The following is a 19,617-nucleotide window of genomic DNA, read 5'->3' as shown; positions in this document are numbered from 1 at the left end:
TCGCCTACTCCCTGCCAGACACCTATGCGCGCGTCGTCCGATCCCCCTCATATAGTACTTATCGGCTAGATCGTGACCGAGGCGCACCAGGTCGACGCGCCCGCGGCGTTCTACCACCTTGCAACCACTGATCGCGGCGGGAGCGACCGGCCGAAGCCGCTCCCGCCGCGAGTCCCGCTCCTACCGGTATCCGGCTGCGACGATGTTCGCCTGTACGGCGTTCTCGGTGGCGTCGGACGGGTAGCCGGCGACGATGGCGCCCTCGTAGAAGGTGCCCGCGCTGAGGTTGGCGCCGCCGCCCGGCTTGCAGCAGTCGCCGCCGCTGCCCAGCACGATCGCGCCCTGCTTCTTCATCGGGCTGTACCCGCTGGGCAGACCGCCGTCCCACAGCGTGTACAGGCTGCCGGAAGCGGCGTTGCTGCCCTTCATCGCGAAGCGGGACGTGCCGTTGTTCTTCAGGGTGGCGGTGACGAACTTGCTGTTGAACGCGCGCTGGTTGGGGTTCCAGGACTGACTGCCGCCGGGGTACAGGCCCCACTCGAGGTCGGCCTGGACCCACGGGCCGCTGCCGGAGCAGCCGCCGAACCAGCACTGGGTGCCGAAGTTGATGGCGTCCATCGCGCCGGCGGCGTCCGCCTTGCGTGTGGTCTCGCTGTTGCCGTAGTCGAAGCAGCAGCCGCTGTTGACGTGCGTGCCGCTCGTGACCATGTACATGCCCTCGGGCGCGCTGCCCGTGGGCACGCCGGTGAGGTGCCCGTCGCGCCAGTAGCTGTTACCGGGGTTGATGTACAGCGAATACGCCTTGCTGCCGGCGACCGTCAGCGACTCCGTCGTCGCCTTGGCCGGGCTGCTCTGCGTTGAGCCCGGCACGACGCTGGAGCCCTGGTACCACAGGTCGTTGCCCCGCCCGGACTGGTCGTACACCACGGTGATGACGCAGGTGGTGCCGGAGCAGAAGGAGTCCTGGGCCGCGGCGTCGGCGGCGCCGCCCGCGGCGAGCACGCCGATGTTGCGGGTCGTGTTGTCCGACGAGCGCCGGACCTGGTACAGGTTGCCGCTGTAGGACCCGTACAGCGCCCGGGTCGTGCTGTGCGCGGCCACGCACGGGGTCCCTCCCGAGGCGTAGATGTCGCACGGGCCCGAGCCTGACGGCGGAGGGGGCGGTGTGGTCCCCGTCTGCGACCACTGCTGGTTCGTGCCGCCGTTGCACGACCAGATGATGATCTTCGTGCCGTTGGCGGTCGCGGCGCCGTTGGCGTCGAGGCACAGCCCGGACTGCACGCCCGTGATGGTGCCGTCGGTGTTGACGTTCCACTGCTGGTTCGTCTGGCCGTTGCAGTCCCAGATGATGACGGCGGTGCCGTTGGTGGTGCCCCGCCCGTTGGCGTCGAGGCACTTGTTGCCGTACACCGTCAGCTGCTTGCCGGAGGTGTACGTCCACGACTGGTTCGCCTGGCCGCTGCAGTCCCACAGCTGCACCTGGGTGCCGTTGGTGGTGCTCGAGTTGGGCAGGTCCAGGCAGCGCCCGGACTGGCCGCCGACGAGTGGCGTCGGCGTGCCGACGGTCGCCGCGGCCGCGGCGTCGGGCTGACCAACCGCGGCGATGCTCAGGGCGAGCGCGGCGACGGCTGTGGCGGCAAGGGAGACGACGCTTCCCCGGCGACGGGCGCGCCGGAGCTTCGGAAGGACCATGGCGGGGTTCCTCGCGATCGTAGGGTCGGACGGGCTTGCGTTGGCGGACGATGCTTCATCGACCGATCGGGTCGATGAGAGCGTTCACATCGACGTGGTCAAAATTGGCGCCGCATTGACGTGCACGCTCATGCGGCGGTTCGGTCAGGAGACCGTCCAGGTCTGGCTGGTGGCGCCGGTGCCGGTGACCTGCTGCACCTGCGCGCCGGAGGCGGTGGACGAGCCGTCCACCCCGATCACCAGATTGCTGTTGACGTTGACGAGGGCGTAGTCGCTGCCGCTGTAGGCGCCGACGAGGTCCGCGGCCCACTGCTGGTTGGCGCCGCCGTTGCAGGTCCACTGCTGCAACTGCACACCGCCGGCCGTGGACTGATTGGGCACGTCCAGGCAGAGTCCACTGTTGACATTGACCAGCGTGTACACATTGTCGGTGACCCGGTTGAGCGTCCACCGCTGGTTGGCGCCGCCGTTGGCCGGCCACTGAATGATCTTGTTGCCGTTGGCCTTCGACGCACCCAGGGAGTCCAGCGCCATCGAGCTGTTGCGGTTGGTCAGCTGATGGTTGCCGGCGCTGGGCAGGCCCGAGTTCGCCGACCAGGTGCCGGCGGTCACGTCGAGGCCCCAGCTCGGGTACTGGCCGAGGTTGACGGTCGTGCCGCGGATCGTGAGTGGCAGCCAGATGAGCGGCGAGCCGCCCAGGTCGTTGGTGTTCCAACGGTCGCCGGCGTAGACGTACGTGGTCCCGGACGTGCCCTGGACCGTGATGACGTTCGCGGTCTGACTGTTGTACGTGTTGGTGCCGGGCGCGGCGAACGTGCGGAAGGCCGACCAGGGCCCCGCGGGCGAGGTTGCGGTGGCGTAGACGTTGTCGTTGGTGTACCACCAGGTGAGGTGCGAGGCGAACACGTAGTACAGCCCGTTCACCTTGATCATCGCCGGCGACTCGAGGTCGGGCAGCGTGGCGACGGCGGCGACGACCGACAGGTAGTCGGACGAGAGGCGGTAGATCTGCAGAGCCTGCCCGCCGGCCTCGCTCAGCAGGTATGCGGTGCCGTCGGCGTCCTGGAACAGGCCGATGTCCCGGCTCGGGTTGCCGAGCGGGCGGAAGCCGCCGCGGTAGGTGTACGGGCCGCACGGCGTACTGCTGGTGGCCACGCCGACGCGCATGTCGGTGTAGCCGGGGTTGTCCAGGTGCAGGTACATCACGTATGTCCGGGTGGACGCGTTGTAGATGACCTTGGGCCGCTCCACGATGCGGTTCGGGCCCAGGTCGCCGCCGGTCTGCCGGGCGAGAGCGGCGCCCTGCTGCGTCCAGTTCGACAGGTCGGACGACGAGTAGCAGGGGATGTCCTGGAACGACGTGTTGTTGCTGTTCTCGCCGGCCTTGTCCTCGCCGAAGCCGTACCACACCCCGGCTCCGGCCGACCCGACCTTGACGATGCCCAGCCCGTGCAGTTGCAGGGCGCGACCGCTGGTGTCGGTCCGGGCGGCGCCGAGGGTGAACGTGACGGTCGCCGCGTGCGCGGGCCCGGCGGACACCAGCGCGGCGGCGAGGCCGGCGGACAGAGCGGCGAGCAGGCGCGTCAGGTGATTGAGCCGACGTTTGGACATTGGCACTCCTCTCTCGAGGCACGGATGGGCGCCCGCGGCAGGCGGGACACCAGGCGAGATGGATGGCGGTCAAAACGCCTTGGTCGGCGTTCCTAACTAACCACCATTCCGAACCCCTGGCAATGCCTATTTTGCTCGGCGAAAAAGGCGGCGAGTTTCTGTTATTTTCCGCATCCCGCGAGGTCAGCAGCGTTGGCGCGCACCTTGCAGCGACGCCGATGCCTCATCATTTCGCGATCGGCGTGCCGTTCTTCATGGCCGTTTTTCAACAATGCGTGGCGACCCCGCGGAATGCACCTTTCGACATTTTGAAGATGACCGGCGGCGCTATCTGGCCGGCACGGTCGTTCGCTCGACGTGCGCGGCCGCGAGGATCAGGTAGGCGCTGGCCGTCCAGGTGTACGCGCGGTCGCGTAAGCCGGCGCCGGTGCGGGCGTCGAAGTTCTCGGCGAAGCCGGACCGCTCGCACAGCGCCCGGAAGCGGGCGCTGATGTCGTCGGCGAGGCCGGTGTGCCCGGCACGGCGCAGGCCGTCCTCGATGAGGACCGTGGACGGTGCCCAGATCGGTCCGCGCCAGTACCCGTCGGCCTCGTACCGCGCCGACGTGGGCAGTTCGGTGGCGGGCCCGAACGCGGTGAGGTGCTCGCGGATCCGGTCGGCCAGAATGGCTCGTATGGGCGCGGGCAGGTCGTCGCCCAGGGTGATGGCCATGAGGTCGAGGAGGCTGTCGCTGGTCCAGGTATTGCCGCCGGCGCCACGCGCCACGAACCGTTCGCCGTTCCAGAGCTGGTCCAGCATCGCGGCGCGGATCTGTTCGGCGGTCGCCGCCCAGCGCGTGGCCTCGCCGCCGCGGCCCAGGAGGCGTGCCAGGTCGGCGAGCGCGCACAGCTGCTGAACGAGGAATGCGGCGAGGTCGGCGCTCTGCACCACCCGTTCGGGGTCGAACGTGGTCGCGTTGTCCCAGCCGCTGTCGTTGCCGTGCCGGTAGTGCGGCAGGTGCTCGCCGGGTCCGCGGCGGGCGTCGAGCCAGAAGGCAGTCCAGCGCGTCAAAGCGTCATAGGTGGCGGTCAGCTCGACGGGGTCGAGGTGGCCGAGTCGATGGCGGAGCCGGCGCAGTGCCCAGCCGTGGATGGGCGGCTTGACGAAGTTGTAGAGCACCTCGGAGTGGGCGATCGAGTCGGGCAGGGCGCCGGCGGGGTCCTGGTGGTCGAAGACGATGCGGAACTGGTGCCAGGCGAGGTCCGGCAGGCCGTCGGCGAGGGCAAGGGCGTTGAAGCAGTGGTCCCAGCTCCAGACCTTGTCCATCCAGTGCTTCGACATCAGCACTGCGGGGCGCGAGATGAAGCCCGCCGGGCGGACGATGGCCGACCAGAGTACGTACGCGGCGAGCTCGGCCGCCGGCGTCTGCGGTCCGCGCCAGGGAGCCACGGCGCCGACGAACGCGGCGAACTCGGCCTCGGCGGCCTTGACCGCCTCGTCGAAGGTGCGGCCGGCACGGTACGGCGGGCGGGCGCTGTCGTACTCCTCGATCGCGACCTCCCACGGTCCGTCGCCGTCCACGAGCACGCCCCGGTCGGCGGTGCCGAGGGCCTGCGCGCCGACGGCCTCCGCGGCGCCTGCGAGAACCGTCACCCGGTACCGCCGGCCGGTGCCGTAGTCGGTGAAGACGTGGGCGCCGTCGACGGGGTCGCGGTAGAAGTAGGTGCCGCTGAACGGCGTCAGCGTCGGGCGCGCCGCGCGAATGGCCATGCCGAGCCCCTCGCCACGCAGCCGGATCGTGTCCACGGACTCGTAGGCGAGCTCGACCCGCCCGGACGCGCCCGTCCACACCAGCCGGGCCGGCGAGGCGGACACCGTCGTGGCCGCCTCGCCACCCGCCCGCGTCGGCACCAGCCGCAGCACGGCGTGCAGCCCGGACTGGTGCGACACCAGGTGCAGGTGCTCGGCGTACGTCTTCTCGGCCACCACGGGCGAGATGCCGAACCAGGACCCGGCGTAGCTGAACGGGATGTGCTGCACGGAGAAGGCGGGGCCGGTGGTTCTGCTCATGCGGCGGCTCACTTTCTGAGGCGGATCAGTCCTTGATCGCGCCGGCGGTGACTCCGGCGAGGTGAGCCACGTCGCGTTCATGGTCGATGTCGTGCGGTTCAACGCCCTCGGCCTGCTTCCGGCCTACTTCGTCGCCGCGCCGGCCGCCGTCTGCGCGGTGGCCAGCGCGGCGGCCGGGGGCTTCGAGCCGCTCAGCGCCGCCTGCACCAGGGCGGCACCGAGAACCCGGCGCCCGAGCGGTGGCATGGGCATGATGAACCTCTGCGAGTGGGGGGTGTACACGTTGCCGGCGTGTCTTCGCGTGCCGAGACGTGGGGACGGTCACGTCGTGAAGCGAATCGGTTCGACCCGACCATAGGGGCCGTCCGCGCCTGGGGTCAAGGGCCATCCGGCACGGCGGTGGCAGTTCTGCGCCACTCGGCCTACATTTGGTGCGAATCGATTCGACCTGCCGATTGCGTGGTGGACGGGGCTCCGGCAAGCTGCCGTGGTACAGCGGGACATGCGGGGCGGCTTGCGAGGAGCGCGATGAACATCGGGGAGATCGCCCGCCGGGCCGGCGTGTCGCGCAGCACGGTGTCGTATGCGCTCACGGGCAACAGGCCCGTCTCCGAGGCGACCCGCCGGCGCATCCAGGCCGTCATCGACGAGCTGGACTACAGGCCGAACGCGAGCGCCCGCGCCTTGAAGGAGGGCCGGACCCGCACGCTCGGACTGGTCATCCCGCCGGCCAGCCAGCGGCTCACGGACATGCAGCTGAGCTTCGTCGCCACCATCGTCGAGGCCGCCGCCGACGCCGACTTCGACGTGCTGCTCTCGCCGTCCGGCGACGAGCACGACCGCTCGTTCGAGCGGATCGTCACCGGCCGCCGGGTCGACGGGTTCATCCTGATGGAGATCCGGCTCGACGACGATCGGGTCGCCCGGCTGCAGCAGCGCGGCCTGCCCTTCGTCACCATCGGCCGCACCAGCGAGGCGCAGGACATGTGGTGGGTCGACATCGACTACGCCGCTCTCGTGTCGCGATGCGTGCACCACCTCGCCGACCTCGGCCACCGGCACATCTCCCTCGTCAACCGCTCCACCGAGCTCGTGGCCGCCGGCTACGGCCCTGGCCGGCGCGCGCTGACCGGCTTCACCGACGCCGTCGCCGAACGCGGCATCGCCGGCGTCGACGTGTGCTGCGGCGACGACGCGCCGGCCGGAGAGGCGTGCGTCGAGCGGCTGCGCACACAGCACCCCGAGGTCACCGCGCTCGTGACCGTCAACGAGGCCGCGCTGCCGGGCATCCAGCGCGGCCTGGAGCGGGCCGGTGTGCGGGTGCCGCGCGACTTCTCGGTCACCGGCGTGGCGGCGCGGCACTGGGCCGAGGACTTCCGCCCGCCGATGACCGCCGCCGAGGTGCCGACCCACGACATGGGCGCGCAGGCCGTCGAGCTGCTGCTGGAGCGGCTCAGCACCCCGTCGGCGCCGCCGAGGCATGTCCTGCACACCCCGCCCGTCTCACTGCGCGCCAGCACCGGACCCGTGCCCACCAGGTGAGCGCGGGTCCGATCCCGCCTTACCTCAGCTGCGCAGGCTCCACTTCTGGTTCGCGCCGTTGAGGCACTGCCAGAGCTGGACCTTGGTGCCGTTGGCCGTCCCCAGGCCGCTCGCGTCCAGGCACAGGCCCGACTGCACGCCGGTGATGGTGCCGTCGGCGTTGACGTTCCACTGCTGGTTGGACTGGCCGTTGCAGTCCCAGATGATCGCCGCGGTGCCGTTGCTCGTGCCCTGCCCGGAGGCGTCGAGGCACTTGGTGCCGTACACCTGAAGTTGCTTGCCCGACGTGTACGTCCACCGCTGGTTGGTCTGGCCGTTGCAGTCCCACAGCTGCGCCTGGGTGCCGTTGGCGGTCGTGCCACCGTTGATGTCCACGCAGCGGCCGGACTGACCGCCCACGATCATCACGTTCTGCTGCGTCCCGCCGCCCGGCGGCAGCAGCGTGATCGTCGACGTGTCGTCGATGGCGGTGTGCGAAACGTTGATCGTCGTGGCGTTGTTCGACAGGGTCACCACGCTGTCCCGCACGGTGACCGGGCCGGAGACGGCGCCGCCGTTGTTGTACGGGATGTTCTGCACAACCACGCGGACCTGGTTGTTCACCACGATCCCGCTGGTGGTGCTCAGACCTTGCACGTTCACCGCCACGTTGCCCGTCGTGCGGCCGCTGCCGATGAGGATCTTCGCGGACCCGGTCGCCTTCGTGGCGAACGCGTCGTAGGAGCCGCTCGGCGTGACCGACACGATCTGGCCCGTCTGCGAGGCGTAGAAGTTGTACACCCACCACTCGCCCTTGGTCTGGTACTGCCCGCTGGAATTGCGCGTGAGCAGGCTCGCGAGGTCGTTGTGGAGGTTCTGCCCGCCGGCCCAGTTGGCGCGCAGACCGTCGGCGCCGGCGCGCTCCAGGCGGGCGATGTACCACGCCCCGTCGCCGGGGTTCTGCTCGTTGGAGGCGCCGTACTCGTTGATCTGGTACGGCCGCGGGTGCGCGATGCCACGCGAGTCGAGTGTCTGGTTGGCCGTGGCGACGTTGGCCACCGGGTCGCCGGGCAGCGAGTGCCAGCTGACGATGTCGGGCACGACGTTGTTGGCCTTCACGTAGTCCAGGTACTGCGTCCACCAGCCGCCGGTCGAGGGCACGCCGGCGAAGCTCGGCCCGACGATGAGCATGTTGGGGAACGTGGCGCGGATGCGCTGGTACGTGTGCTTCCACAGCTCGAAGTACTGCGCCTGCGACCGGTTCCAGAAGATGGTGATGTTCGGCTCGTTCCAGATGTCCCACTCGACGGTGATGCCGGCCGCCTGCACGTCGCTGAACAGCCGGGTGAGGTAGTTGTCGTAGTCGGTCCAGTCGCCGTTGTCGCCCGGGAACCGGCTGATGCCGGCGCCGTCGGCGCCCCACAGGTCGTGGTTGAGCAGGACGAACTTGCCGCCGAGCGCCGCAGTGCGCTGCGCCTGCGCGCGCGTGGCGTTCCACCGGCGGTCGTAGCCGCCGCCGACCCAGCCGCCGCCGGGCAGCTGCGCGCCACCGGCCCGCATCGCCTGGAACTTCACGTCGCGGTAGTAGTTGTCGGGCGGGTTCTTGCCGTCCTCAGTCATGCCGTAGATCCAGCCGGAGGCACGGTACGTCGGCGACCCGTTCGTTACGGAGAAGTTGACGGCGATGGACTCGTCGGCGGCGAGGGCCGGGCGGGCGACGCTTACGGCGACTCCGGTGGCGAGGGCGAGCACTGAGGCTCCGGCCAGGACGCCGCGACGGCGCCATCGGCGCATTCGTGAAAGTTGCACTGACATCTCCTCGATCAGTCGGCGGGAGGGGATGAACGGCAGCCACCGATCGCGGGACGGGCCGGCGACAGAGGCGGTGGCGCCGAAGGACGGTTGGCGGACTGTCCAACAAGGCACGATCGGACGGGCGGTCACGAGCGTCGAACCGATTCGTCCGAACCGTAAGACACGCGGTGGGGCCTGTCAACCGAGGCCGATCGCGTGGTGGCCGCCCGGCAGCGCCAGGGTCCCGGGCGTCACGACCCCCGCCGTGACGAATCGATTCGGGGGGCAACAGCCGTGCGCCGGTCAGGGTGACCGTTTCGAAGCAGTCACAGGCCGGCAGGGCGTCGGCCGGCGAGCTTGGCCAATGCCATTGCAGCCTCGCCCTTCGTGGCGAAGCCACGCCGTCGCTTCGGGCGCCGGCGCCCATCGGTGCACCGCGCCACCGGCAGCGTCATCACCGTGGGCAAGCTGCACGAGCGAGGACAAAGGCGCGTGGGACCATCGCGGCGTGCCGGCCGGGCAGCAACGCCAGGCAGCGCCGGCGTGCCTCCTCCGCCGTCACCGAGCCGTCGAGGACGACCGCGGTCAGGTCCGGGCCCGACAGCTGGGCCACTCCGGAGCCCAGCGCGTCGTCGAGCAGACGCTGCACCTCGGCGAGGTCGACCCAGCAGTCGTCGATCAACCGCCAGCCCGGCGGCCGTTGCAGCGGTGCCACCGCCAGCGCCGCGGTGACCCCCGCCGGGTCCAGGTCCTGCACGGCGGCGCCGAGCAGCAGCCGCTCCAACGCCAGCAGCAGGTCCCGCGCCTCCCCCAGGGTCACGCGGCCCGTGTCGCCGCTCCACACGCGGGCCACCACGACATCGTCGGCGCGACCCAGATCGAAGCGCAGCAGGATGTTCGTCGGCGGCATGTCGACCCACCCCAGGTCGGTCGGGGCCGGCGGCATGGCCGGCTCGGGCACGTCGAAGCCGCGGGTGTCGACGATGACGCTGTTGAACAGCGGCTCGAAGCTCGGGGCCACGCCCCGCGCGGCGACCCGCTCCCGGGTGCCCTCGTCCTGGCGGTACACGTGGTACGCGCCGTTGACGCCCGCCTACAGGACCGCGCCGAACGCGCGGCGGACCAGCTCGTCGAAGCCGGCCCCGGCGGTGTCCACGGCCACGAACGTCGACTGGGCCAGCGTCCCGACGAACTCGCTCAGGCCGGACTCGAAGCGGTTGGCGGACAGCATCACGAAACGGCAGACGTCGTACCCCGTCCGCCGCGCCAGCAACGCGCACCACGCGGCCAGCACGATCGTCGGGCGGCTGGTCCGGGTGCGGGCGGCAATCCGGTCGAGGGCGCGGGCGGCCGCCTCCGACGACATGCCGTACGCACCCGAGCCGCAGACCGGGTCGGCCCGCGGGCCGGCGTACAGGTGCGCCGGCGCCGCCTCCACGTGCCGGAACCAGTGCCGCAGCGCCTGCTCCTGGCGGCGGCGCCGGGCCGGGGAGCGCTCCACCTCGACACGGTCGAGCGGCTGCATGGCCACCTCCGGCAGCGGATCACCGAGTAGCAGCGCCGCGAGCTCCCGCTCCAGCACCAACAGCGCCTGGAAGTCCACGGCGATGTGTGAGTACACGGCCGCAAGGTCCGTAACGAGGCCGTCGGCGGCCGCGAACCGCACCGGAGCGCCGGCGGACACCCCGCCCAGCTCCCCCGGCAGCTCGTCGTACACCTCCAGCCGGACGCTGCCGGAGTCCAGGACGCGCTGCTCGCCGGGGTCTGCGAGGGTGTAGCGGCTGCGCAGCCCTTCATGCCGGCTCACCAGCGCGCCGAGCGCCACGGCCACCGCGTGCACGGTGGTGCCGGGCGGCACCGGCAGGCGCTGCTCGAGGCGGGCGGCGGGAGCGTCCGGGGCATCGGCGAGCCACTTCGCAACGTTGAGCTGGCCGAGCGTGAGCGGGCCGGCGGCGGCCCGAGCGCCGCGGAACTCGACTGGGATCACCTGCACCATGGGCAACGATCCTCCGGATCGCATCGAAAGATCGCCATCGACCGGGCGACCAGGAGTATTTCGAAACCACAAACCTGGCCGCGCGGCGTGCATGTATGTTCCACGCGAGGCGCGGTGTCAGCGCCGGGAGACCGCCGCACCGACGCCGCTCAGCTCCGGCTGAACCGCTGGTTGGCCTGTCCGTTGCAGGACCAGAGCTGCAGTCGTGTCCCATTGGCCGTGCCGGGGGCGTCCAGGCACAGCCCGGACTGCACTCCGGTGATGGTGCCGTTGGAGTTGACGTTCCACTGCTGGTTGGCCTGACCGTTGCAGCTCCAGATGATGACGGCGGTGCCGTTGCTCGTGCCGGCGCCCGAGGCGTCCAGGCACATACCGCCGTACACCTGCAGCTGCCGGCTGGACGTGTAGTTCCATGCCTGGTTCGCCTGGCCGTTGCAGTCCCACAGCTGCACGCGCGTGCCCGGTGTCTGACTGGCGTTGGGCACGTCCACGCACCGGCCGGACTGGCCGCCGACGATCCGCTGACCCTGCCCGGTGCCGCCGCCGGTGCCGATGCTGTAGGCGAAGTCGTTGACGGCGAGGCCGGTGCCGTTGGCCCAGGGTTCGAACCCGGCCTGCACGCTGGTGATGTACCAGGAGTTCTGAGCGTAGCCGCGGTTGACCATGTCCCGGTAGAAGGACGAGACGTTGAAGCTGATCGACGAGGTCGGGCTCTGCCGGACGTAGGAGACGACGTTCCAGCCGTAGTTGCCGTACCAGACGTCCCAGTTCGCGCCCGCGATGTTGACGGTGCCGACCTGTGAGCCGGCGGCGTGCACGGAGCCGGTCTTGTTGAGCCACACCATCAGTTCGGCGCCGGTGTTCTGGCCGTCGGTACGCGGGGTCGGGTCGAACCAGACGTCGTAGGAGGCGTCGTACACGCTGCCGTTGTTCGGGTACGTCATGCTGACGCTCGTCGAGATGGTGGCGAACCGGCTGTCGCTCACCGCCAGCGGCAGGCCGCTGCCGGAGCTGCAGTTGCCGTAGTGGCATCCGGCGTACACGGAGGGGTACGCGGCCGGCGCGCCGTTCTGCGGCAGGTTGTGCACGGCGGACGTGACCGCGAAGCCGGTGTTCGTAACGTTGATGCACTGGGTCGTGTCGTCGCCCCAGACGTTGTTCTGCACGATGTACTTGCCGCCCTGGATGGGTGTGGACCCGTACTTGCTGCAGATCTGGGTGTCGGCGCTGGCGGGTGGCGCGGCCACCCCGACGGCGACGGCCCCGGCAACCGCCAGGAGCGCAGCGGCGACGACCGAAAATCGTCTCATGTATTCCTCCCATGCTGACCGCGAGCGACTTGGAACCGCTTCCGGGCAGACCGCCGCTGAACACCAGATTTTGCAGGTGTACTCATATGGAAGCGCTTCCATATTTGTGTAGCTGCGGTGCTGTGCGGACGCAACCACGGATCTCGCCGGCCACCGATCAGTCAGATGAATCGAGGTGGGAGCGTGCGGCGTGCGCGGTCGGCGGTGAAAGTTTCGGGCCGACTCTCGGACCACCAGGCGCGTGGGCAGGATCCGGGCAGGGCGGCCGACGTGACGAACGTGGCGGACAGCAACAGCACTGCGGCCGGGCCACCGCGCCGGAAACCGTCGATCGCGCGATGCTCGTCCTACGGCTGCGGCACGTATGTAGCCTCGAGGGTCACCACCGTGGGGTCCTCGATCACGCGCTCGATCACGGCACCCGCCCCGCCGCGGGCGGCGGCCGTGGAGCCCAGGTGCGACGCGACGAAGTGACAGCGCGCGGCGGTGCCGGCGACGGCCAGGCGGGCCATGGTCGCTTGCGCCGACGGGATCACCCGCCGCCCGCCGCCGTCGGGCTGCCGCACGTCGACCTCGCGCACCAGCCGCCGGGCGAGCAGCTCGTCGGCCAGGCTGGAGACGGTCGCCTTGGGCAGCCCGGTGGCAGCGGCGATCGCGACGCGGGAGCGCGGGCCGTTGGTGCGTATGTGCCGCAGCATGCGGGTCAGGTTGGCCCGGCGCAGGGCGAGCCGGTCGGTCGGCTCCTGCGCCGAGCCGGCACCGGCGCGCGGCCTGCCCATGTCACCAGACCGCGGGCTGACGTGGCGTCGCGGTGTCCCGTGCCCGTTCCGCGACAGCCAGCAGCCGCCGTCCGGCGTCCTCCGGCCGGACGTTGGGACTGTCCGCCGCGGACGTGTTCGACCGTTGGGTGGATGCAACGATCAGGTGCTCGTCAACGGTGACGCCCAGACCGGGCGACTCGCCAAGGACGAAGGCCCCGTCCTCGACCTCCAGGTCGACGGACACGCCGATCGCCGGGTGCAGGTCCTGCAACTCGCTGGTCAGGTGGTTGGGCACCGACGTCGCGGCGTGCAGCAGCGCGATCGGTGTGGTGCCGATCGGGCTGACCGGCAGGTCGTACGCGTGCGCCAGCGCGGCCACCCGCAGAAAATGGGTGACTCCCCAGACCGAGGCCGTCTGTACGACGTCGACCGCGCCGGCGGCGATCAGCGGGCGGTACTGTTCGAGCCCGGTCAGGTTCTCGCCGGTGGCGACCGAGGCGCGGACCGCGCGGCTGACCGTGGCAAGCCCGGCGGCGTCCCAGCGGCGGACCGGCTCCTCGACCCAGATCAGATCCAGGTCCCGCTCGATCTCGCCGATGTGACGAACCGCCTGCTTGCGGTTCCAGCATTCGTTGGCGTCGAGCATGAGGCCCGGCCGCCGCGTGTGCCCCGCGTCGGCCAGCACCTGGCGGACCAGGCCCAGGCGGTGTTTGTCGCGCTCGACGTCGAGCCCGCCCTTGAGCTTGGCCGCCCGGAGCCCGTGCTCGGCGTACTCCCCGTAGACCGCGACGAGCTGCTCGTCGGTCAGGCCGATGTCCAGGCCGGAGGCGTACGCGGCCACCGTGCGGTCGCGGCCGCCCAGCAGCCGCCAGAGCGGTTGGCCCGCGGCCTGCGCCTTGATGTCCCACAGGGCAGTGTCCAGCGCCCCGATCGTGCCGAACACCCGCCCCGCGTGGCCCGCCTTGAAGGTCTGGCGCAGCATCCGGTCGTAGAGGGCCGTCACGCCCCGGGGATCCTCGCCCTCGATGGCGGCGAAGATGTCGTCGATGTCGTGGTGCGGTCCCATACCGACGCCGGTGATGCCTTCGTCGGTGTCCACCATGACGATCGGAACCGAGGTGACTCCGTCGGCGAAGACGCCGTTGGCGTCACCGACCGGCCTGCCCCACTCTTGGACGGTCGTCAGCGTCCGGTAGCCGGTGATGTGCAATGTCAGCCCTTCATGGAGCCGGCGGTGACGCCGTCGACGATTTGCCGCTGGAGGAACAGGTAGGTCAGCAGCACCGGTACCGCGGCGATCAGCACGCCGGCGGCGAACGTCGGGATGTTGGCCGAGTACTGCCCACGCAGCGACGTGACCCCGACCATGAGCGTTCGATGGTCGGGCGACGGCATCATGAGCAGCGCGATGATCACGTCGTTCCAGCAGAACAACGCATCCAGAATGCCCACCGACAGCAGCGCCGGGCGGCCGATCGGCAACATGATGCGCCGGTACACGCCGTAGAGGGTGTTCCCGTCGATCCTCGCCGCGTCGATGATCTCCGCCGGGACCGTCCGGTAGTAGCTCGTCATCAGGAAGATCGTGAACGGCAGGAACTGCGCGACGTAGGCGAGGATCAGCCCCGGATAGGTGTCGACGAGTCCGCTGCTGTCCATGACGCGGGCGAGCGGGACCATGATGACCTGGAACGGAATGAACAGCGCCGCCAGGAAGACCAGGGACAGCGTCGCCGAACCGCGGAACCGCACCCGGCTCAGCGCGAACCCGGCCATCGAGCCGAGCACCAGCAGGAGGACCACGGCGGACGTGACCACGATGAGCGAGTTGACGAAGTACCGGTCCATGCCGGCACTGCTCCACGCCGTGGTGACGTTGTCCCAGTGCAGCGAGTCGGCCAGCGAGAACCGATCGAGGATGTACTCGCGCCGGGTTTTCATGGCGACGTTCGCGGTGAACAGCAAGGGGTAGATGGTCGCCAGGGCCAGAAGCGTCATCAGCGCGGCGACCAGCCATCTGCCCACGCGGGCCTGTGGCATCAGTCCTCCTTTCCGGAGCGGCGCAGCAGGCCGATCTGGAGCAGGCCGACGACCAGCATGACGAGGAACAGCACCGTCGATGCGGCCGATGCGAGCGCCGGGCGGCTCATCTGGCCCTGCTGGATCCAGATGTAGTACTCGGGCAGGTAGGTCGAGCCCTCCGGACCACCGGCCGTCATGACGTACAGCAGGCCGAACATCGAGGTCAGCATCCCGATCATCGTGGTGACGAACACGAACTGGATGGTGCGGGACAGCCCCGGAATGATCACGTGCCAGATGGTCTGGGGCAGTGACGCACCGTCGACCCGGGCGGCGTCCAGCAGCGCCGAGTCGAGCGTGGCGAAGCCGGCCAGGAAGACCACCAGGGCCATGCCGAAAGTGCCCCAGATGTGCACGGCGACGACGGTGAACATCGCGACGTCCGGATCGCCGAGCCAATCCACCGAGCCGACGCCGACCGCCCCGAGCGCTTCGTTGAGCGGCCCGTCGATCGCCAGCAGCAGATTGAAGATCGCACCGATGATGACCGGGGAGAGGACCGCGGGAAAGAAGTATGTGCTGCGGAAGAAGCGGTGGCCCGGCACTCGGAGGTGGATGAAGGTGGCGAGCAGACCCGGGATCGCCACCGCCACCGGAAGCAGCAGCACCAACAGCCCGACGTTGCGCAGGGCGGTCTGGAACAGCGGATCGTGGAAGAGCGTCGCATAGTTGTCGAAGCCGACTGCTTCTCCGTCGCGTTCAGCGTCGCCGGTGAAGGAGAAGTCGACACCGAGCAGCAGGGGCCACCACCGCAGCGCCACGATGATCAGCAGAGCCGGCGCCACGAGGACGTACGGTGCGAGGCGTTCGGCCCGGGCTCCGCCGCCCGCACGCCGGCCGGTGGCCGGCCCGCCCTCGGCGCCGCGCAACCGCCGCGCGTCCGGCGCCTGGCCGCTCCGCCCGGCCTGCGCCGGGCGGAGCGACGACAGAGAACCTCCGAAGGACACCGATCAACCCGTCTTGTCGGACTCGGCGAGCTGCTTCACCGCGTCGTCGACGGTGACCGACCCGCTGAGGAGCCCTTGCGACAGCCGCCCCATCAGATCCTGCGTCTTCGCCGACAGGGCGACATGCAGCGCGGGCTTGCCCGCCTTGATCTCGGACGCGATCTTGACGAGCGCCGGTCCGCCGTTCGACAGGTCGAGCGAGGTGTCCGCGGGGACCGACCCGGCGTCGTTGGAGTACGCCTTCAGCGCCTCGGCCGAGGTCAGCGACCGCACCAGGTCGGCGGCCAGCTTCGGGTCCTTCGTCCACTTGGCAACGCCGTAGCCGACGCCGCCGTCATAGCCGATGACCGGCGTGGCGCCGGGGGTGATGACCGGCGTCAGCATGACGCCGACCTTCTGGGGGGTCAGGAACTCGTTGAAGTCCTTCCATGCCCCAACGTCGGACATCAGGCCCAGCACGTGTGAAGACTTGCCGCCCTGGAAGAGCCCGAACATGTCCATGAACATCGGGGTGGAGTTCGCCCCGTCGGTGTTCAGGCCGGCGTCGCCGGCCTCCTTCCACAGCTGGAAGATCTTCTTGACGTCGGGCGACTCCCAGTTGCGCTTACCCGCGATCCAGTCGGTGTACTCCTGCGGCGTGAGGATCCCGGGGCCGAAGCTCGACATGAAGAACTGGATGCCGTAGCCCTCCTTGTTGCCCATCGCCAAGCACTTCGTGCCCGTCGCCTTGGAGATGGCGGCGCAGTTGCTGAGGAACTCGGGCCAGGTCGTGGCGGGCTTGTCCGGGTCGAGGCCGGCCTTCTCGTACAACGCCTTGTTGTAGTAGATCGGGTGGCCCTGCAGGGTGATCGGCGCGGCGTAGATCTTGCCGTTCTTGCTGAACGCCTCCCAGCCCGCGAGCCGGCTCTTGTCGGCGGCGACATACTCGTCGAGCGCGACGAGCGAGTCCGCGCGATCCCGCAGCTGCCCTCCCCCGTTGAAGAGCATCACATCGGGGCCCTTACCGGCCTGAATGGCCGAACCGAGCAGCGTGTAGTACTGGTCGAACGGCTGCGCCACGAACTCCACCGTGACGTTGGGGTGCTGCTTGGCGAAGTCGGCCTTCGCCTTCGCGACGAAGTTGGCCGCGTTCGCGTCGCTGGACTTCCAGTCCCACACGACCAGTTTTTTGCCCGCGCCGCTGTCGGCGGACTTCGACCCGCCGGCACTGCCGCAGCCGGATAGCCCCAGCACCGCTATCAGGACGGCCGACCATAACGCTCGCTGCTTCATGGCTGATCACTCTCCAAGAGGGGTGTCCGGGCGACGGGTCGCTCCGCGAGTGACCGGAAACGTAACTCGTATGACGTTTGACGTCAACACACTGCCGTACAGTGACAGTCAAGTCGTGACGCCTCGGCGTCGCGCCATCCGGAGGGGGACATGACGACATCACCGGAAACCACCGCGGGCGCCGTCGCGCCTCCGGCCTGGCCGCGGCGACCGGCCAACCTGGCCAAGGCGATCACCGCGGAGCTGGTCGAGCGCATCGTGCGCGGTCTGCACCCGCCCGGCACACCGCTGCCCCCCGAGCCGGCGCTGTGCGAGGCCTTCGCGGTGAGCCGGACCGTGGTCCGCGAAGCGGTGAAGATCCTCCAGGAGAAGGGGCTGGTGCAGGTGCGGCAAGGCACCGGCACCATCGTCACCGCGCCGACGACGTGGAACATGCTCGACGAGCTCGTCCTGGCGGCGAGCATCGCCGAGGACGAGACGCTGGCTATCCTCGACGACCTGGTCGTCACGCGACGCCTGCTCGAGTCCGACATGGCGAATGTGGCCGCCCGCCTGGCCGACCAGGACACCGTCCGGCAGCTGCGCAGCCTGGTGGACCTGATGGACGACCTGGTGGGCGACAACGTCAGGTACGCGGAGCACGACCGCGCCTTTCACGACGTGATCATGCAGACGTCCGGCAACCGCATCGCGCGGGGCGTCGTGAAATCGCTGGAGAGCCAGGTCATCCATACCGCCCGGTACGTCGGGCGCACCGAACGGACGCTGCGCGTCGCGTCCAACCGAGGCCACCGGCGCGTCTACGAACGCATCGCCGGCCACGACCCCGAGGGCGCCGCCGAGGCGATGTTCACGCACATCACCGACTCCTGGCTCGTCCGCCGCGGCGGACCCGGCGGGCCGGCACGCCTACAGCGGTAGGTGCCCATCGCCGGTTCGCAACCCGGGTGAAGCGCCTCGCAGACCGCCCCGCCGACCAAGGCGGGCGTGTCCGGTGCGTTGACGGCACCGGACACGCCCGATCGGGTCAGCGGATGGGTTGGGTCTGCGTCAGCGGCCCGCGCCCTAGCGCTGCAGTGTCAGCACACCCGGCCGCCACGGCAGCAGGTTGTAGTCGCCCCCGGCGCTGGGGTTCTTGCCCTGGTAGAGGAACTGGAGGTTGCACGGGTCGATGGTCTTGGTCTGGTCGGGATTGCTGCGGACCAGGTCACCGTGGCTGATGTCGTTGGTCCAGCTTGCGCCGCTGTTGGCCTTGCCGGCGAAGGGGTTGCTCTCGCTGGCGGCCTGCGGGGTCCACGAACCGCTCAGGCTGCTGGACGTGAACGAGCGGAAGTAGCGCCCCTGGCTCCCGATCGCCTCGACGATCATCAGGTACTGGTTCTGGCCCTGGACCTTGTAGACCTCGACCGCCTCGAACAGGTTGTACTGCGAGTCGCTCATGACCGTCGTGTAGTTCGAGCCGAAGCTGCCCGGGAAGTTCCCGATCGGCATGCTCGCCCGGTAGATGTTGCCGTTGTCACCGGCGAAGAACAGGTACATGTTCTGGCCGTCACCGATCAGCGTCTGGTCGATCACGCCGGTGCCGGAGTTGGAGATGCTCCCGGTGAACAGCGCCTGCGGAGCAGACCAGCCATTGGCGTTGGTCGGGTCGCTGGAGGTCTTGTAGTTGAACGCGTTCGGACCCCACTGGTAGGCCAGCACCCAGACGTTCTTCGGGGCGAAGTAGAACAGCGTGGGCGCCACCGTGCCCTGGCTCATCCCGGTCTGGCCGGCCGATGCCATGTCGGACCAGTTCGTGAAGAGGCTGAAGTTCATCGAGCCGTACGATCCTCCGCTCGACACGTTCGACGCGTAGACCAGGTGCTTGCCGTTGTAGACGACGTTGGTGAAGTCCTTGAGCGAGACCCACCCGTTCTGCGGGCTCGCCAGCGGACCCGTCGACGACCAGCGGTACGACGACGGGAGCGAGCACGACCCACCCGGGGACTGCGACGGCGAGGACGGGGGCGGCGAGGTCGGGCCGCCGAGCGAGACGAGCCTGAACTGCTGGTTGGCCTGCCCGCTGCAGTCGTACAGCTGGACCTGCTGCCCGTTCGCGGTGCCCCATACGTCCAGGCACCGTCCGGACTGCACGCCGGTGATGCTGCCGTTGGAGTTGACGTTCCATTGCTGGTTGGCCTGGCCGTTGCAGTCCCAGATGATGACGGCCGTACCGTTGGCGGTGCCTTGGCCGTTGGCATCCAGGCACTTGTTGCCGTACACCTGCAGCTGCCTGCCGGACGTGTACGTCCACTGCTGGTTGGACTGGCCGTGGCAGTCGTACAGCTGCACCCGCGTGCCGTTGTCGTGAGTCGCGTTGGGCACGTCGATGCACCGGCCCGACTGCGATCCCACGATCTCGTTGGTGCCACCCGGCGTGTTGGGCGGGGTGGTCGGGCTCGTGGGCGGCGGGGTGGTCGGGTTGGCGGCGTTGAGGGCGTTGAGGACCGAGGTGTAGGCGGCCTTCTTGTTGCCGCCGCCGTCGAAGAGCAGCGGGCTCTCGCTCGAGCGCCAGGAGTCGCTGTCGCGTACGCCCCACACGG

Annotated in this window: 17 protein-coding genes; 2 read left to right on the top strand and 15 right to left on the bottom strand. The window is 69.6% G+C overall.

Translation table 11 applies throughout. The annotated features are described in order from the left end of the window. Window positions 1–180: 180 nt before the first annotated feature. The 4 genes from ABD901_RS47430 to ABD901_RS47415 form a co-directional block, all read right to left on the bottom strand. Window positions 181–1,692: an arabinofuranosidase catalytic domain-containing protein gene (locus ABD901_RS47430; RefSeq protein ID WP_345138633.1), complete on the bottom strand. Its 1,512-nt coding sequence runs from the start codon at window positions 1,690–1,692 to the stop codon at window positions 181–183. A gap of 144 nt (window positions 1,693–1,836) precedes the next feature. Then, window positions 1,837–3,303 (bottom strand): RICIN domain-containing protein, encoded by a 1,467-nt coding sequence (locus tag ABD901_RS47425; RefSeq protein WP_345138630.1) that lies wholly within the window; start codon window positions 3,301–3,303, stop codon window positions 1,837–1,839. A gap of 327 nt (window positions 3,304–3,630) precedes the next feature. Further along, window positions 3,631–5,352: an amylo-alpha-1,6-glucosidase gene (locus ABD901_RS47420; protein ID WP_345138627.1), complete on the bottom strand. Its 1,722-nt coding sequence runs from the start codon at window positions 5,350–5,352 to the stop codon at window positions 3,631–3,633. 123 nt (window positions 5,353–5,475) lie between these two features. Continuing rightward, the gene (locus ABD901_RS47415) at window positions 5,476–5,604 is read right to left on the bottom strand and encodes a hypothetical protein (protein ID WP_345138623.1); all 129 of its coding nucleotides are present in this window, start codon (window positions 5,602–5,604) and stop codon (window positions 5,476–5,478) included. Between the two features lie 276 nt (window positions 5,605–5,880). Here ABD901_RS47415 and ABD901_RS47410 point away from each other — a divergent pair, with 276 nt between their 5' ends. Continuing rightward, window positions 5,881–6,894 (top strand): LacI family DNA-binding transcriptional regulator, encoded by a 1,014-nt coding sequence (locus tag ABD901_RS47410; protein WP_345138620.1) that lies wholly within the window; start codon window positions 5,881–5,883, stop codon window positions 6,892–6,894. A 24-nt stretch (window positions 6,895–6,918) separates the two neighbouring features. Here the strand turns inward: ABD901_RS47410 and ABD901_RS47405 are convergent, their stop codons facing one another. The 10 genes from ABD901_RS47405 to ABD901_RS47365 form a co-directional block, all read right to left on the bottom strand. Beyond that, on the bottom strand, window positions 6,919–8,667 hold the full coding sequence (locus ABD901_RS47405; protein WP_380139525.1) for an RICIN domain-containing protein: 1,749 nt from the start codon (window positions 8,665–8,667) through the stop codon (window positions 6,919–6,921). 326 nt (window positions 8,668–8,993) lie between these two features. Beyond that, window positions 8,994–9,122, bottom strand: a complete 129-nt coding sequence (locus tag ABD901_RS59560) for an Arm DNA-binding domain-containing protein (protein WP_486303874.1) — start codon at window positions 9,120–9,122, stop codon at window positions 8,994–8,996. Further along, on the bottom strand, window positions 9,122–9,736 hold the full coding sequence (locus ABD901_RS47400) for a hypothetical protein (RefSeq protein WP_345138614.1): 615 nt from the start codon (window positions 9,734–9,736) through the stop codon (window positions 9,122–9,124). The genes ABD901_RS59560 and ABD901_RS47400 overlap by 1 nt, the downstream gene beginning before the upstream one ends. Before the next feature lie 24 nt (window positions 9,737–9,760). Next, window positions 9,761–10,663: a condensation domain-containing protein gene (locus ABD901_RS47395; RefSeq protein ID WP_345138610.1), complete on the bottom strand. Its 903-nt coding sequence runs from the start codon at window positions 10,661–10,663 to the stop codon at window positions 9,761–9,763. 149 nt (window positions 10,664–10,812) lie between these two features. After that, window positions 10,813–11,973 (bottom strand): GH12 family glycosyl hydrolase domain-containing protein, encoded by a 1,161-nt coding sequence (locus ABD901_RS47390; RefSeq protein ID WP_345138606.1) that lies wholly within the window; start codon window positions 11,971–11,973, stop codon window positions 10,813–10,815. 347 nt (window positions 11,974–12,320) lie between these two features. Further along, entirely contained in the window at window positions 12,321–12,752 is a 432-nt protein-coding gene (locus ABD901_RS47385) for a MarR family transcriptional regulator (RefSeq protein WP_345138601.1), read from the bottom strand. Window position 12,753: 1 nt separating this feature from the next. Next, the gene (locus ABD901_RS47380) at window positions 12,754–13,944 is read right to left on the bottom strand and encodes a mandelate racemase/muconate lactonizing enzyme family protein (protein ID WP_345138597.1); all 1,191 of its coding nucleotides are present in this window, start codon (window positions 13,942–13,944) and stop codon (window positions 12,754–12,756) included. 2 nt (window positions 13,945–13,946) lie between these two features. Then, a complete protein-coding gene (locus ABD901_RS47375) occupies window positions 13,947–14,774 on the bottom strand; it encodes a carbohydrate ABC transporter permease (protein ID WP_345138592.1) in 828 nt (275 codons plus the stop codon). Beyond that, window positions 14,774–15,763 (bottom strand): carbohydrate ABC transporter permease, encoded by a 990-nt coding sequence (locus ABD901_RS47370; RefSeq protein WP_345138588.1) that lies wholly within the window; start codon window positions 15,761–15,763, stop codon window positions 14,774–14,776. The genes ABD901_RS47375 and ABD901_RS47370 overlap by 1 nt, the downstream gene beginning before the upstream one ends. Window positions 15,764–15,766: 3 nt before the next feature. Continuing rightward, window positions 15,767–17,035 carry an ABC transporter substrate-binding protein gene (locus tag ABD901_RS47365; RefSeq protein ID WP_345138585.1) on the bottom strand — a complete coding sequence of 423 codons (1,269 nt, stop codon included), beginning with the start codon at window positions 17,033–17,035 and terminating at the stop codon, window positions 15,767–15,769. A 150-nt stretch (window positions 17,036–17,185) separates the two neighbouring features. Here ABD901_RS47365 and ABD901_RS47360 point away from each other — a divergent pair, with 150 nt between their 5' ends. Continuing rightward, complete coding sequence (locus tag ABD901_RS47360; protein WP_345138581.1) at window positions 17,186–17,956, top strand: FadR/GntR family transcriptional regulator; 771 nt, start codon at window positions 17,186–17,188, stop codon at window positions 17,954–17,956. 144 nt (window positions 17,957–18,100) lie between these two features. On the opposite strand, the gene ABD901_RS47355 is transcribed toward ABD901_RS47360, so the two are convergent. Next, the coding region (locus ABD901_RS47355; protein WP_345138577.1) for a non-reducing end alpha-L-arabinofuranosidase family hydrolase at window positions 18,101–19,617 on the bottom strand (1,517 nt) is incomplete at its 5' end.

The sequence above is a fragment of the Dactylosporangium darangshiense genome (genome assembly GCF_039537565.1).
Lineage (GTDB): Bacteria > Actinomycetota > Actinomycetes > Mycobacteriales > Micromonosporaceae > Dactylosporangium > Dactylosporangium darangshiense.
The sequence above is the reverse complement of the archived record's forward strand: the minus strand, read 5'-3'. Positions and strand labels throughout refer to the sequence as shown.